This is a genomic window from Campylobacter sp. CN_NE2 (assembly GCF_027797465.1).
GTDB lineage: Bacteria > Campylobacterota > Campylobacteria > Campylobacterales > Campylobacteraceae > Campylobacter_B.
Window position 1 is genome coordinate 1059943 of sequence record NZ_CP115608.1, and the last position, 13354, is coordinate 1073296.

The 13354-nt window shown below is 34.6% G+C and carries 17 protein-coding genes; 16 read left to right on the forward strand and 1 reads right to left on the reverse strand.

Annotated elements, in window-relative coordinates; genetic code table 11:
- Positions 1-6: 6 nt before the first annotated feature.
- The 6 genes from nuoI to nuoN are packed head-to-tail and all read left to right on the forward strand — an operon-like array spanning position 7 to position 6279.
- The gene (gene nuoI / locus PF028_RS05240; protein ID WP_270861388.1) at positions 7-615 is read left to right on the forward strand and encodes an NADH-quinone oxidoreductase subunit NuoI; all 609 of its coding nucleotides are present in this window, start codon (positions 7-9) and stop codon (positions 613-615) included.
- A complete protein-coding gene (locus tag PF028_RS05245; RefSeq protein WP_270861387.1) occupies positions 608-1135 on the forward strand; it encodes an NADH-quinone oxidoreductase subunit J in 528 nt (175 codons plus the stop codon). Before nuoI ends, PF028_RS05245 begins: the two co-directional genes overlap by 8 nt.
- Complete coding sequence (nuoK, locus tag PF028_RS05250) at positions 1132-1437, forward strand: NADH-quinone oxidoreductase subunit NuoK (RefSeq protein ID WP_270861386.1); 306 nt, start codon at positions 1132-1134, stop codon at positions 1435-1437. The genes PF028_RS05245 and nuoK overlap by 4 nt, the downstream gene beginning before the upstream one ends.
- The gene (nuoL, locus tag PF028_RS05255) at positions 1437-3290 is read left to right on the forward strand and encodes an NADH-quinone oxidoreductase subunit L (protein ID WP_270861385.1); all 1854 of its coding nucleotides are present in this window, start codon (positions 1437-1439) and stop codon (positions 3288-3290) included. Before nuoK ends, nuoL begins: the two co-directional genes overlap by 1 nt.
- Before the next feature lie 2 nt (positions 3291-3292).
- Positions 3293-4816 (forward strand): NADH-quinone oxidoreductase subunit M, encoded by a 1524-nt coding sequence (locus PF028_RS05260; protein ID WP_270861384.1) that lies wholly within the window; start codon positions 3293-3295, stop codon positions 4814-4816.
- Positions 4816-6279: an NADH-quinone oxidoreductase subunit NuoN gene (gene nuoN / locus PF028_RS05265; protein WP_270861383.1), complete on the forward strand. Its 1464-nt coding sequence runs from the start codon at positions 4816-4818 to the stop codon at positions 6277-6279. Before PF028_RS05260 ends, nuoN begins: the two co-directional genes overlap by 1 nt.
- Before the next feature lie 143 nt (positions 6280-6422).
- Here the strand turns inward: nuoN and miaA are convergent, their stop codons facing one another.
- Positions 6423-7304, reverse strand: coding sequence for a tRNA (adenosine(37)-N6)-dimethylallyltransferase MiaA (gene miaA / locus PF028_RS05270; RefSeq protein WP_270861382.1), 882 nt, complete (start codon positions 7302-7304; stop codon positions 6423-6425).
- Between the two features lie 108 nt (positions 7305-7412).
- Between miaA and mqnP the strand changes: the two genes are divergently transcribed.
- From mqnP to rsmI, 10 genes are all read left to right on the forward strand, one after another.
- Positions 7413-8285, forward strand: a complete 873-nt coding sequence (gene mqnP / locus PF028_RS05275) for a menaquinone biosynthesis prenyltransferase MqnP (RefSeq protein WP_270861381.1) — start codon at positions 7413-7415, stop codon at positions 8283-8285.
- Between the two features lie 10 nt (positions 8286-8295).
- Positions 8296-8598 carry a hypothetical protein gene (locus PF028_RS05280; RefSeq protein WP_270861380.1) on the forward strand — a complete coding sequence of 101 codons (303 nt, stop codon included), beginning with the start codon at positions 8296-8298 and terminating at the stop codon, positions 8596-8598.
- Between the two features lie 115 nt (positions 8599-8713).
- Positions 8714-9682 carry a GTP 3',8-cyclase MoaA gene (gene moaA, locus PF028_RS05285; protein ID WP_270861379.1) on the forward strand — a complete coding sequence of 323 codons (969 nt, stop codon included), beginning with the start codon at positions 8714-8716 and terminating at the stop codon, positions 9680-9682.
- Entirely contained in the window at positions 9682-10410 is a 729-nt protein-coding gene (locus PF028_RS05290; protein ID WP_270861378.1) for a 7-carboxy-7-deazaguanine synthase QueE, read from the forward strand. The genes moaA and PF028_RS05290 overlap by 1 nt, the downstream gene beginning before the upstream one ends.
- Positions 10411-10413: 3 nt before the next feature.
- Positions 10414-10995: a 6-pyruvoyl trahydropterin synthase family protein gene (locus PF028_RS05295; protein WP_270861377.1), complete on the forward strand. Its 582-nt coding sequence runs from the start codon at positions 10414-10416 to the stop codon at positions 10993-10995.
- 9 nt (positions 10996-11004) lie between these two features.
- Positions 11005-11184 (forward strand): hypothetical protein, encoded by a 180-nt coding sequence (locus PF028_RS05300; RefSeq protein WP_270861376.1) that lies wholly within the window; start codon positions 11005-11007, stop codon positions 11182-11184.
- A gap of 2 nt (positions 11185-11186) precedes the next feature.
- Complete coding sequence (locus PF028_RS05305; RefSeq protein WP_270861375.1) at positions 11187-11579, forward strand: hypothetical protein; 393 nt, start codon at positions 11187-11189, stop codon at positions 11577-11579.
- Positions 11579-12235, forward strand: coding sequence for a 16S rRNA (uracil(1498)-N(3))-methyltransferase (locus PF028_RS05310; protein ID WP_270861374.1), 657 nt, complete (start codon positions 11579-11581; stop codon positions 12233-12235). The genes PF028_RS05305 and PF028_RS05310 overlap by 1 nt, the downstream gene beginning before the upstream one ends.
- A 69-nt stretch (positions 12236-12304) precedes the next feature.
- A complete protein-coding gene (gene rpmE, locus PF028_RS05315) occupies positions 12305-12505 on the forward strand; it encodes a 50S ribosomal protein L31 (protein ID WP_270861373.1) in 201 nt (66 codons plus the stop codon).
- Positions 12506-13321 (forward strand): 16S rRNA (cytidine(1402)-2'-O)-methyltransferase, encoded by an 816-nt coding sequence (rsmI, locus tag PF028_RS05320; RefSeq protein WP_270861372.1) that lies wholly within the window; start codon positions 12506-12508, stop codon positions 13319-13321.
- Positions 13322-13354 lie beyond the last annotated feature (33 nt).

Genomic DNA, 13354 nt, shown 5'->3' on the forward strand with positions numbered 1-13354 from the left:
GCGAAAATGGGAAAATATGTAGAACTTGATATTAGAAAACCGCTTGGAGATAATTTTTCTAAATTTAAAAATTTTGTGAAAAAAAGCGTAAAACCAGAGCTTTTTGTCGGACTTTGGGTGGTTTTGCGTGAAATGCTAAAAAAAGGCAACTCACACACACTTATGTATCCTGCCGAAAAATTTGAATTTAATGCTCGTTACAGGGGAATTCATAGGCTTATGAGGCTACTTGAAAGTGGCGATGAAAGGTGTATCGGCTGTGGGCTTTGTGAAAAAATTTGCGTTAGCAAATGTATCGCGATTGATACCGAGCTTGGCGAAGACGGACGAAAAAAGGTAAAAAATTATTCTATAAATTTTGGCAGGTGTGTATATTGCGGACTTTGTGCCGATGTTTGCCCTGAAATCGCGATCGTTCATGGCGGCGAATACGAACTAGCAAGTGAGCAAAGAGCTTATTTTGGATTTAAAAAAGATTTGCTTACAAAAAGCGAAAATTTAAATTCACAAAGCGAATTTGAAGGCTATGGTAGTTTGGATAAAAATGCTAAAAATTTTGTCAAACTAACGCCGAACGCGTATTTGCAAAGCGATGAAAAGGAAGAAAATGTTTGAGATTTTTTCATTTTATTTTTTTGGAGCTTTAAGCCTTGCTTTTTTTGCGATAAGCATTTTTAGTAAAAATGTCCTTTACGCGATGAGCGCCTTAGCAGCGGGAATGATATTTATTTCGGGGCTATTTTTTCTTTTGGGTGCCGAATTTTTAGGCGTTGTGCAGATTATGGTTTATTGTGGTGCTGTTATGGTGCTGTATGGATTTTCGATTATGTTTTTCGACGCAAACAAAAGTGTAAAAGAAAAAATCAAAGGCAAAAAAACTATATATTTTTTAGGCGTTTTATCGGCGGTTTTGATTGTTTTAGCGTTTGCTGTGCCGATAAATTTGATAAATTCAAAAACACCAAATATCGAGTATTTGGAAAATACCGAAATCATAGGCAGAGTTTTATTTCAAAATTATCTAATCGTGTTTGAGTTAGCAGCCCTTATGCTACTTGTGGCGATGGTGTGCGCGATTATTTTAGCTCACAAACAGATGGATAAATCTCTAAATTTAGAAGAGGAAAATTTATGATAAGCTTAAATCACTATCTAATTTTGGCTTCATTAATGTTTATTTTAGGGTTAATCGGTGTTTTGAAAAGACAAAATTTAATAATGCTTTTTTTCTCGACTGAAATTTTACTAAATTCGGCAAATGTCGCACTTGTGGCGATTAGCAAATATTTAGAAAATATAGACGGGCAAATTTTTGCCATTTTTATTATCGCAGTTGCGGCTAGCGAGATGGCAGTTGGACTTGGGCTTCTTATTTTGTGGTATAAAAAGACAGGTTCGATTGAGCTTGAAAGTTTAACTAATATGAAAGGCGAATAATGGGCGGACAATATTATTATATTATTTTATCGCTATTTGGACCGCTTTTAAGCTCTATCATAGCAGGAATTTTTGCTACGCAGAAAAAATCTTTCGCAATCGGCGTAATTTGCAGTGCGCTAATCATTTTAAGCACTATTTCATCTTTTGCTTTGCTTGAATATATCTACATAGGAAATTTGCAAATTCGCATTTTTTTCACTGAATTTATAAAAACAGGAAATTTAAGCGTTGATTACGGCATTTTAATAGATAGCGTAAGTGCTATTATGATGGTAACTGTGGGCATTGTTTCAAGTGTTGTTCATGTTTATTCCATAGGCTATATGGAAAAAGACAAAGGCTTTAACAAATTTTTTAGCTATCTTGGACTTTTTGTGTTTTCGATGCTGGTTTTGGTTATGAGCGATAACTTTGTCGGACTTTTCATCGGCTGGGAAGGCGTAGGACTTTGCTCGTGGTTACTCATCGGTTTTTGGTATGACAGGCACAACTACGCATGGTGTGCAAATGAAGCATTTATCATGAATAGAATTGCCGATCTTGGGCTTTTATTAGCGATGTTTTTAATATTTTGGCAGTGCGGTTCGCTTCGCTATGATATAGTTTTTAATGAAGTGGCAAATTTAGACTATTTTATACTAAGTGTTATCGGAATTTTGCTTTTTATCGGCGCTATGGGAAAATCAGCTCAGTTTCCATTTCACACATGGTTAGCTGATGCTATGGCAGGACCAACGCCTGTTTCAGCTTTGATACATGCTGCAACAATGGTAACAGCAGGAGTTTATTTAGTAATTCGCTCAAATGAAATTTTTTCGCAAATCACAGAAGTTAGCCATTTTATCGTATATCTTGGGGCTTTTGTCGCAGTTTTTGCCGCAAGTATGGCACTTGTGCATAACGATCTTAAAAAAATCATCGCCTACTCAACGCTTTCACAACTTGGATATATGTTTGTGGCTGCGGGTTTTGGGGCGTATTGGATTGCGCTTTTCCACCTTATGACACACGCATTTTTTAAATCACTTCTGTTTTTAGGCGCAGGAAATATCATGCATGCTACAAACGATGAGTTAAATATCCAAAAAATGGGCGGTTTGTATAAATTTTTAAAACCGACAGCCGTTTTGATGATAATTGCAAGTTTAGCCCTTGCGGGATTTTACCCGCTTTCGGGATTTTTCTCAAAAGATAAAATTTTAGAAGTCGCATTTAATGAAAACAGCTTTTTTATATGGTTTGTTTTGCTATGTGGTGCGATTTTGACGGCATTTTATAGTTTTAGGTTGATTATGCTTGTATTTTTTGGCGAAGAAAGAAACCACTATCACGCCCACGAAGCAAAAGGCTTCATGCTTCGTTCTATGGGACTTTTGGCAGCTTTATCGATATGTGCCGGATTTTTTGAGCATAAATTTGAAAGCTTTGCAGGAGAGATTTTACCGAAGTATGAATTTATCTTAAATCACTCCGTTGCTATTTTGCTTATTTTTATAACGACTTTGTGCGTAGCTTTAAGCACTATTTTTGCGATATTTGCGTATAAAAAAGGAATTTTTAAAGAGAGCATAAAAGAAAAAACTATTTATAAAATTTTGTCAAATCAATATTATATTCCGCAAATTTATGAGAAATTTGTTACCAAAAACTACTTCAAATTTAGTGAATTTTGTGCCAAAATGGATGCAAATTTTATCGATAAAAGTGTCGATTTGATCGCAAAATATATCTTAAAAAGCGGTGGCGTAGCAAACCGCACAATGCAAAGCGGAGAGCTTTCTTTGATGCTTAGATATATGGTTTGTGGTTTTGTGATTTTACTTGTTTTAGCGTTTGTTTATAAAGGATAATAATGGATCATATTTTAAGTTTAGTTATATTTTTTCCTGCAATTGCTGCTATTTTGGGATTTTTGATAGATGAAAAAAGCGTAAAAGCTTACGCCATTTCGGTAAGTTTTATCGAATTTATTCTCTCGCTATTTTTATGGTTTGAATTTTCTAATTTTAACGGAGAGTTTAAATTTGTCGAATTTTTCCCGTTTATCAGAGAATTTGGTATAAATTATTTCATCGGAATCGACGGATTTTCGCTATTTTTAATAATTCTTAGCACATTTATGACGCTTATTAGTTTGATTAGTTTAACAATAACCGATAGATTAAAAAATTTGGTAGTTAGCATTTTATTTTTAGAAATGACTATGGTTGGGGTTTTTGCAGCTCTTGATGCGATTTTATTTTACATTTTTTGGGAGCTTTCGCTTTTGCCTATGCTCTATATCATCGGGGCTTGGGGAAGCGGAAAGCGAATTTATGCTGCTGTTAAATTCTTTTTATATACATTTTTTGGCTCTGTTTTTATGCTTTTTGGGCTTATTTTTATGTCATATCTTTACCACGAAGCGACAGGAGCATATAGTTTTAATATCTTAGAGTGGCAATATCTAAAACTTCCGTTAAATTTGCAAATTTGGCTATTTTTAGCGTTTGGAATCGCTTTTGCTATCAAAACACCGCTTTTTCCGTTTCACACTTGGCTTCCTTATGCGCACGGACAAGCTCCGACTATCGGCTCGGTTTTACTAGCGGCTGTTTTACTTAAAATGGGAACTTATGGCTTTGTGCGTTTTTCATTACCTATGTTTCCGGACGGAAGTCTGTATTTTTCAAATTTAATGTGCATAATCGCCGTAATCATGGTGATTTATACATCTTTCATCGCCTTTGCACAAAAAGATATAAAGCAAGTTATCGCTTATAGCTCGATTGCCCACATGGGCGTTATAATGCTTGGAATTTTCTCATTTAGCGTAGAAGGAATTTCAGGTTCTGTTTTTTTGATGATAAGCCACGGCGTGGTTAGCGGCGGACTTTTTATGCTTGTCGGTTTTATTTACGAGCGAAAACATACAAAAGAATTTAGCGAATTTGGGGGTCTAGCAAAAATAATGCCATTTTATGCGTTTTCGTTTTGTTTGGTGCTGCTAGCTTCCATTGGGCTTCCTTTGACGATTGGCTTTGTGGGCGAGTTTTTAAGTTTATTAGGAATTTTTAAAACTGCTCCGATTTTTGCATTTTTGGGCGGTTTTGGTATCATCATGGGAGCGATTTATAGTCTAAATTTATTCAAAAAGACATTTTTTGGCGAAATAACAAAAGAAGAAAACAAAAGCTTAAAAGATTTAAATAAAACAGAAATTTTAGCAATTGTTCCGATTTGCGCTTTGGTTTTGTTTTTTGGCGTTTATCCAAGACCGATTTTAAAGCATATTGACATATCAAGCAAAGATTTGGTTGTGCTTATGTATGACAAAGGCGAAGCTAAAACAAAAGAACATTTAAACAAAGCAAATTCAACACAAGGGGCAAAATAATGGATTTTGGTGCGTTAAATTTTTATAGTATCGCCCCTATGGCGGTGCTTTGTGCGTTTGCGATTTTTATACTTTGCATTAGCGTGATAACAAACGAGCTATCTACTAAATTCTATACCGTTTTAACGGTTATTGCCGTAGTTTTGGATATTGGAATTTTATTTGGTTATAACGGCGGAGTAAGCGGGTTTTTTGGGCTTGTTTTTATAGACGGAATTGCCATTTTATCGATGTTTATTATACTTATTTCATCGGCGTTGTTTATTCCATTAGCGCTTAGTGCTAAAACTTTTCACGAATACACCTTGCCTGAATTTTTTGCCTTATTTTTATTTATGCTAATCGGCTTTGAATTTATGGTGAGTTCGGGAAATTTGATACTGATTTTTGTGGGTTTAGAGACTTCTAGTCTTTCGCTTTATACGCTAATTGCACTAAATAATCGAAATAAATCAATCGAAGCAGCGGTTAAATATTTTACTATGGGCGCACTTGGTTCAGGCTTTTTTGCCTTTGGTGCGGCACTTTTTTATCTATCTAGCGGAAGCGTTGAGATTTCGCAAATCATAAGCAGTGCTTCATATTCGCAAAATAATATAATTTTACTTTTAGGTTGTGTTTTTATGATATGTGCGATTGGGTTTAAACTCTCACTTATTCCGTTTCACACTTGGGCGCCTGATGTTTATGAAGGAGCAAGTGCTGCCCTTGCCGGATTTATCTCGGTCGTTCCTAAAATCGCAGGTTTTATCGTCGCGTTAAGACTTTTTGAAGGGCTTATGAGAGTTGAGGTTTCGTGGCTAAATTCGGTGCTTTACATAGTAGCTGTTATAACGATGACACTAACAAATATAATGGCGCTCGTGCAAATCGATGTTAAGCGAATGCTTGCATTTAGCTCGATTTCACACGCAGGTTTCGTGCTAAGTGCTATTGTGATTGGTTCAACTCAGGCAAATATCTCGCTATTTTTATATTGGATCTTGTTCGCATTTGCGAATTTGGGCGCATTTTCTATGCTTTGGATAACAAGAACAAGACAAAACAGCTGGCACAAACGCTACGAGCACCCGTATGAGAAATTTAACGGCTTAATCAAAACTATTCCGATGGCTGCTATTGTAATGGCGATTTTCATGGTTTCGCTTGCCGGAATTCCGCCATTTAGCGTGTTTTGGGGCAAAATGTATCTAATGAGCGCTGCGATAAATTCAGGCTTTATATTTTTAGCTTTGATAATGGCGTTAAATAGTGCAATAGCGATGTATTATTATCTAAAATTAATCGTTTGTATGTTTTTGCATGAGCCGATTATCAAAGATAAAAGCGTTTATTTATCAAATGTTTCAAATCCGCTTAGAATTATTATTGCGATTGCCGCAACTGCTTGTGCTTTATCGCCGTTTATTGTTAAATTTGCGATACCTGCGATAAATAGCTTTGTATTTTTAAGTGGGTATTAATTAAATTTGTTTAAAATCCAGCCTAGCTTTAAATTCTAGGCTAGATTAATCGTCTAAATTTGCCTTGAATATCTTTTAAAAAATTAAATAAATTTTGTAATTGCAAGTGCGAAGCAATCTAGTAAATTTACAAAAATACAAATTTATAAATTTTGTAAAAAATTTCTTATAGAATTTTCCAAATTTGTCAAATCCTGTGAAATTTTATTTTCTAAAAATTGCGATTTATTAAAAGTTCGTTGTCTTTTTGCCAGCTGTGCGGTATGAGTGCAAATTTGTTCATATAGCTCATTTTTGCCTAATTCTCCACGCAAAAATTCGCCACACTCTTTAAGACCGATTGAATTTAGAGATTTAGTTTCAAAACCATACTTGCCAAAAAGATATTTTGCCTCAGCTATCAAGCCATTTTCTAACATTTTTTCAGTGCGAATTTTTATGCGATCTCGCAAAACTTCTTTGTCCCACAAAATTTCAAAAATTTGCAAATTTGAAATAATCGGCTCGGCAGTGTTTTCGCGCAAAAATTTGCTAGGAATTTCGCCCGTTGTTTTGTAAATACTATACCATTTTTCAAGTCTAAATTTATCATTTTTGCTAAATTTAGAGCCAAATTCTGGATCAATTTTCAAAATAAGTTCATAAATTTGCTCCAAATTTAAATCACATTTTATGTCCCTTATTTTTGGAGCTAGACCACTCATCATCGCCTTTAAATAAAACCCGCTTCCGCCTGTGATAATGAGTGGAATTTGCAAATTTTGCGCATAAGATTTTGCTTTTTCATACTCTTTTATAAATTCGCCAACGCTAAAATATTCGTTTGGAAAAATCAAATTTATACCAAAATGTTTCACGCTTTCAAGCTCTAATGCGGTTGGTTTGGCACTTGCGATATTTATCTCTTTATAAACGCTTAAAGAATCTAGGCTTAAAATCACGCCGTTAAATTCCTTTGCGATTTTTAAAGCTAAATCGCTTTTTCCACTTGCCGTCGTGCCGATAAGGGCAAATTCACAAAACATTTTTTTCCTTAAATTTAGTCAATTTTTTAGGAAAAATTATATCAAATTTTAATTTGTTTTTGTTTTATTGCGAATTTGTGATACAATAACGCTTTAAAAAGGGAAATAATGGCAAAATTCAAAGAAATTTTAAGCGACATTAACGAACTAATTGTTTTCAAACACTCTGTTTTTGCGTTGCCTTTTATTTTTACGGCGATGATAACGGCTTCAAAAATCACAAACGGTTCACTTTGGTTTGGTTGGAAACTCTTTATTTTAGGTATTTTGTGTGCCGTTAGCGCTAGAAGTTTTGCTATGGCTTTTAATCGATATGCAGATGAAGACATTGATAAATTTAACCCACGATGCGCATCTCGTCCGAGCGTCGATGGTCGTATCGGGCGACAAAATTTATTATTTTTTATCATTGCAAATGCCGCTATTTTCATTGTTGTAGCGTATTTTATAAATTCACTCGCATTTAAATTATCATTTCCGATTTTGATTATTTTAGCAGGTTATAGCATTTTTAAACGCTTTTCAGAGACCGCCCATATCGTGCTTGGGCTTTGTTTAGGGCTTTCAAGCGTAGCAGGCGCAATCGCAGTAAGTGGTGCCATACCGCTTTGGTCTTTGCTTTTATGTGTCGGAGTTATGTTTTGGGTAGCCGGATTTGATGTTTTGTATTCGCTTCAAGATATGGATTATGACAAAAAAGCGGGGCTTTTTAGCATACCGTCAATGTATGGCGAAAAAGCTGCAATGTTTATTTCACAAATTTTCCATTTTTGTGCTGTGCTTTTTTGGCTATTTTACTGCGGTGCGGCGGGACTTGGAGCGTGGGCGTATCTTGGTGTAATAATTTCTGCTATAATTTTATTTTTCGAACATAGAATTGTCAGAAGGGACTTTTCGAAAATCGATCGAGCGTTTTTTACGCTAAATGGCTATTTGGGAATTTTGTTTTTTTGTTTTATTTTTATTGATTTGTGGAATTAGGAGATTTGATATGGATTTAAATACTATCATTGTTTTGGGACTTTGCGTTGTTATTTTGATTATTTTAGTTGTCATGTATTTAAAAGATAAACAAGCAGATAAAAAATTTGAGAGATTTGAACAGGTTTTAACCGATAATATGCAAGAAAATTTTATACTTAAAAAAGAGATAGAAAAGATAAAAGAGACGATAGATGCTATGGATTTAGGCAAATTTGGCGAAGTAATAGACGAAGAGATGGAGCAAAGATTAATGCCGTTAAAAAAATCGATCGAAACTATCGGCGAGATGATTTCAAATTTAAGAAAATAACAAAAAAATATCATTTTAAAGTAACCATTTTTTGGGCTTTTTGGCACAAAATAAATTTTGCAAATTTAGCAAATTTATTATATAATCCGACAATCAAATTTCATAAAAGGTAGATATGCTAATCGATAAATTCGGTCGCAAGATTGATTATTTGCGAATTTCGGTAACCCAAAGGTGTAATTTTCGTTGTCGCTACTGCATGCCGCACACTCCGTTTAACTGGACTCCAAAAGAGAATTTATTAAGCTTTGAAGAGCTTTTTAGCTTCGTTAAAATCGCGATCGACGAAGGCATAGAAAAAATTCGCATAACAGGCGGAGAGCCTTTGATACGAAAAGATCTGCCTGAGTTTATAAAAATGATAAGCCAATATGCTCCAAATGTCGATTTAGCGCTTACCACAAACGGCTATTTTTTAAGCAATTATGCAAAAATTCTAAAACAAAATGGCTTAAAACGCATAAATATGTCGCTTGATTCACTTCGCCCAGAAATGGCTCGTTTTATAGCGCAAAAAGGCGTTTTGCATAGCGTTTTAGCTGGGCTTGATAGCGCATTAGAAGCTGGACTTAAAGTCAAAATCAACACGGTTGCACTAAAAGGCATAAATGACAATGAACTACCTTATTTGCTTGAATTTGCAAAATCAAAAAATTGTATGATAAGATTTATCGAATTTATGGAAAACACCCACGCAAATGCGAATTTAAAGGGCTTAAATCGTGATGAGATTTTAGAAATTTTAAGCACAAAATTTAATTTTAAATTCTTAAAAAAATTCGAAAACTCTCCTGCTAGTATTTATCAAACTGACGACGGATACTCTTTTGGCATAATCGATCCACACAAACACGATTTTTGCGAGAGTTGCAACCGAATTCGCCTAAGCGCAGAAGGCTACTTGATTCCGTGTTTGTATTTTGAAGACGCACTAAGTATAAAAGATGCCGTGCGAAGTGGAAATTTAGACCTTGCAAGAGAAATTTTAAAAGAAGTCTTAGCAAATAAGCCTGAAAAAAATCGCTGGGAACTTGAAAACAAAACAGAGATTTCAAATCGTGCATTTTACGAAACGGGCGGATAATGCTAAATTTAGTTGAGAGTTTTTTAAGCGTTCAAGGCGAAGGTAAATTTAGCGGAAAGTTGGCATATTTTTTTAGATTTGCAGGGTGCAATCTGCGTTGTGTCGGCTTTAAAAGCAAAGCCAAAAGCGAAAAATCAGGCAAAACTCTAATCGGTTGCGATACTTTGCGAGCTGTTTTCGTAAATGAATTTAAATATAAAAAAATATCAAATTGCAATGAACTTTTAAAGAGAATTGGGCAATTTAAATTCCAAAAACCCATAATCGTCATTACAGGCGGTGAGCCTTTGATTTACTATGCAAATTCGCTATTTTATGAATTTATAAGCGAACTTTTAAGGCAAAATTACGAAGTGCATTTTGAAACCAACGGAACAATTTTTGTAGAATTTGACAAATTTCCAAATTATAAAAAATGTATTTTTGCAATCTCGCCGAAACTAAATTTAAGTGGAGAAAAAAAGGAAAAAAGGCTAAATTTCAACGCTTTATTAAATTTAAAACAAAACGCAAAAGATAGTTTTTATAAATTCGTAATCACAGGTAAAAAGAGCGAAAATGACGAAATTTGCGAGATTTTGCAAAATTGCGAAAATGAAGTTTTTTGTATGCCGTTAGGCGAAAATCTAGGCGAACTTGAAAAAAATGCGCCAAGAGTAGCTAAATTTTGTATAAAAAACGGCTATAATTATTCCGATAGATTGCATATTAGAATTTCGCAAAGGTAAAAAATGATAATTAGAAAACTTTATGACTTTGAAAATGCCCACATAGTGCGATTTTGTGGCTCAAAACGCTGTCGGACGGCGATTCACGGGCATTCATACAAATGCGAAGTCCTTTTGGCTTCAAATTTTTTAGATAATGCAGGAATGGTTTATGATTTTGGTTATATGAAGCTTGGAATTCGCGATATTATCGATTGTTTTGACCACTCCACGACCATTTTTTCAGGCGATAGCGATGAGTATAAAAATGACATAAAAAAACATTCAGCTAGATGGATAGAAATACCCTTAAATCCGAGCGCAGAGCAGTTTTGTCGTATATTTTTTGTGCTGATTGATAGGTTATTAAATTTAAGCGAATTTAACAACGGCGAAAAAAATGTTACGCTTCATAGCATTATCGTGCATGAGACTGCCACAGGATACGCTCAGTGCTTTAAAGAAGATGCATATAACGCACGAATGGGCGAGATAAATTTAAATGAAATCAAATTTAGCGAAGCGATTTTGGACGATTTAAGAGATAAAAAAATCTTTGAAAAGCTCATTAAGGGCGAAAAATTCGTCTTTGAGAAAGACTGCTAAGGGGCAAAGATGAGATATTTTTTGATTTTACTTTTAGCATTTTTTGTTGCAGGTTGCGATAAAAAAGAAGATGAAGCCTTAAAAATACCGCCTACTAAAAACGAAGTTCCAAGCGATGTGCCGATCGCAAAAAGCGAACCGCAAACAGAAGTGGATAAAGAGCTTCCGCCGGTGCCTGTAACGGAGTAAAAATGCAAGAACTCTACACAACCGCACTTGCTTTGCATAAATTTTTTGTTGTTTTCTTTGGCGTTTTGCTTTTGATTTATCTTTTTTTAGCTCACTATGGCAACGGCGAAAACGCCTATATAAAGCGAATTCGACTTTTTTTACCATTTTTTTATACGATTTTAGCGTGTTTGATTTTTACTGGTGCTGTGATTTTACCTATTTTAGAGTTTAAATTTAACTACAAAATCATTTTTATGATAGTAGCCGTAATCGCAATCATCGCGCTTAGCGCAATCGGCTATAAACGGCTAAAAATGGCATATTTTACCAAAAATTTTATCCTTTATAAAAAGCAAATTTCAAAGATAATAATAGTAAATTTAATCTTAATTTTGATAGCGAGTTTCATATAATGGTATTTTTTTATGACAAAAACGCAGGAAGCGAAATTTTGGAAATTTCGGGCGAAAATTTTTCGCATTTAAAGGCTAGACGCCTTAGCGTGGGCGATAGAGTGGATTTTAGAAATTTGCGCGATGAGAGCAATTATATCTATGAAATTACCGAGATTTCACGCAAAAATGCGGTAGCGAATTTGGTTTTTAAAAATTCCGTTATCACGCCAAAGCACGAATTTTGCCTTGCTTGGTCTGTGGTTGAGCCAAGCGTGATTGAAAAAACCTTGCCAAGTCTAAATGAAATTGGCGTGGCAAAAATCATTTTCGTTTATAGCGATTTTTCACAAAAAAATGTTAGGCTAGATTTGGATCGTATGAAGCGAATTTTGATAAATTCGTCGTGCCAGTGTGGGCGAAATTCGATTGTCCAGCTTGAAATTTTGGCTAGTTCAGATGAGCTTTTGGCTAAATATCCAAATTCGGTTTTGATTGATTTTGAGGGCAAAAGTTTGGAAATTTTTGATAAAGATGAAATTCCTTTTATAGGTCCAGAGGGTGGTTTTTCTGAAAATGAACGCAAAAAATTTAGCAAATCTTACGAGCTAAATTTACCATATATTTTGCGTTCAAATACTGCAATAATGACCACTTGCGCAAGATTGATTTTTTAAATTTGATTTTTAAATAAAAAAATTGTATAATCCAGCCTTTACAAAATTTCAAACCCAAAGGTCGAAAAGATGAAAAAAGATATTCACCCAGAGTATGTCGAAACAACCGTAACTTGCGCTTGTGGCAATAGTTTCAAAACAAAATCAAACAAAAGCGAAATCCGCGTTGATATTTGCTCAAACTGCCACCCGTTTTTCACAGGTAGCGAAAAAATCGTAGATAGCGCAGGACGCGTAGAAAAATTTAAACAAAAATACGGAATGAAATAATTGCTCTATTTCGTTCCTACTCCCATAGGAAATTTAAGCGACATTTCGGCTCACGCGCTTGATATTTTAAGCCGTGCCGAAGTCGCTATCTGCGAAGACACAAGAGTTAGCAAACAGCTTTTAAATTTATTATCTCAAAAATTTGATACGAAATTTAATATCAGCGAATTTTATTCACTTCACACGCACAACGAAAGCGAGTTTTTTTCCAAATTTGACACTGAAAAATTTAGACAAAAAATCTGCGTGTATTTAAGTGATGCCGGAATGCCTTGCGTTAGCGATCCGGGCGTTAGTTTGGTTAAATTTGCTTTGCAAAATGGGATTGATTATGAAGTTTTAAGCGGAGCAAATGCGCTTCTTTTGGCAGTTGCTGCTAGCGGCATAGTAGAGAAGGAATTTTCATTTTTGGGCTTTTTAGCAAATACCGGCAAAGAGCGAATTTGCGCGATAGAAAATTTGATGAAATCGCCTTATCCTTGCGTGATTTACGAATCTCCAAAAAGGGTTTTAAATTTGGTAGAAAATTTAGAAAAAATCGACAAAAATAGAGAAATTTTTCTCATAAAAGAGGCTACAAAAAAATTTGAAACCAAATTTAAGGGCAAAATTTGCGAAGTTTTATCAAATTTAAAAGAAGCAAATTTAAACGGCGAGTGGTGCGTCGTGGTTGATAAAAGCCCAAATTCAGGCTTTGAACGCATAAACGAAAATGATATTTTAAGCTTAGAAATTCCGCCAAAAATAAAAGCAAAACTTCTAGCCAAAATCACAGGCAAAAATTCAAAAGAAATTTACGAAAATATTACAAAATAAGTTCTTTTTTAACCCGAATTTGGTATCATTGCG

Excerpts from the sequence above, each read along its gene's own strand:
- nuoI (WP_270861388.1), top strand. The coding sequence starts at position 7 with ATGGGAAAATATGTAGAACTTGATATTAGAAAACCGCTTGGAGATAAT.
- PF028_RS05245 (WP_270861387.1), top strand. The coding sequence starts at position 608 with ATGTTTGAGATTTTTTCATTTTATTTTTTTGGAGCTTTAAGCCTTGCT.
- nuoK (WP_270861386.1), top strand. The coding sequence starts at position 1,132 with ATGATAAGCTTAAATCACTATCTAATTTTGGCTTCATTAATGTTTATT.
- nuoL (WP_270861385.1), top strand. The coding sequence starts at position 1,437 with ATGGGCGGACAATATTATTATATTATTTTATCGCTATTTGGACCGCTT.
- PF028_RS05260 (WP_270861384.1), top strand. The coding sequence starts at position 3,293 with ATGGATCATATTTTAAGTTTAGTTATATTTTTTCCTGCAATTGCTGCT.
- nuoN (WP_270861383.1), top strand. The coding sequence starts at position 4,816 with ATGGATTTTGGTGCGTTAAATTTTTATAGTATCGCCCCTATGGCGGTG.
- miaA (WP_270861382.1), bottom strand. The coding sequence starts at position 7,304 with ATGTTTTGTGAATTTGCCCTTATCGGCACGACGGCAAGTGGAAAAAGC.
- mqnP (WP_270861381.1), top strand. The coding sequence starts at position 7,413 with ATGGCAAAATTCAAAGAAATTTTAAGCGACATTAACGAACTAATTGTT.
- PF028_RS05280 (WP_270861380.1), top strand. The coding sequence starts at position 8,296 with ATGGATTTAAATACTATCATTGTTTTGGGACTTTGCGTTGTTATTTTG.
- moaA (WP_270861379.1), top strand. The coding sequence starts at position 8,714 with ATGCTAATCGATAAATTCGGTCGCAAGATTGATTATTTGCGAATTTCG.
- PF028_RS05290 (WP_270861378.1), top strand. The coding sequence starts at position 9,682 with ATGCTAAATTTAGTTGAGAGTTTTTTAAGCGTTCAAGGCGAAGGTAAA.
- PF028_RS05295 (WP_270861377.1), top strand. The coding sequence starts at position 10,414 with ATGATAATTAGAAAACTTTATGACTTTGAAAATGCCCACATAGTGCGA.
- PF028_RS05300 (WP_270861376.1), top strand. The coding sequence starts at position 11,005 with ATGAGATATTTTTTGATTTTACTTTTAGCATTTTTTGTTGCAGGTTGC.
- PF028_RS05305 (WP_270861375.1), top strand. The coding sequence starts at position 11,187 with ATGCAAGAACTCTACACAACCGCACTTGCTTTGCATAAATTTTTTGTT.
- PF028_RS05310 (WP_270861374.1), top strand. The coding sequence starts at position 11,579 with ATGGTATTTTTTTATGACAAAAACGCAGGAAGCGAAATTTTGGAAATT.
- rpmE (WP_270861373.1), top strand. The coding sequence starts at position 12,305 with ATGAAAAAAGATATTCACCCAGAGTATGTCGAAACAACCGTAACTTGC.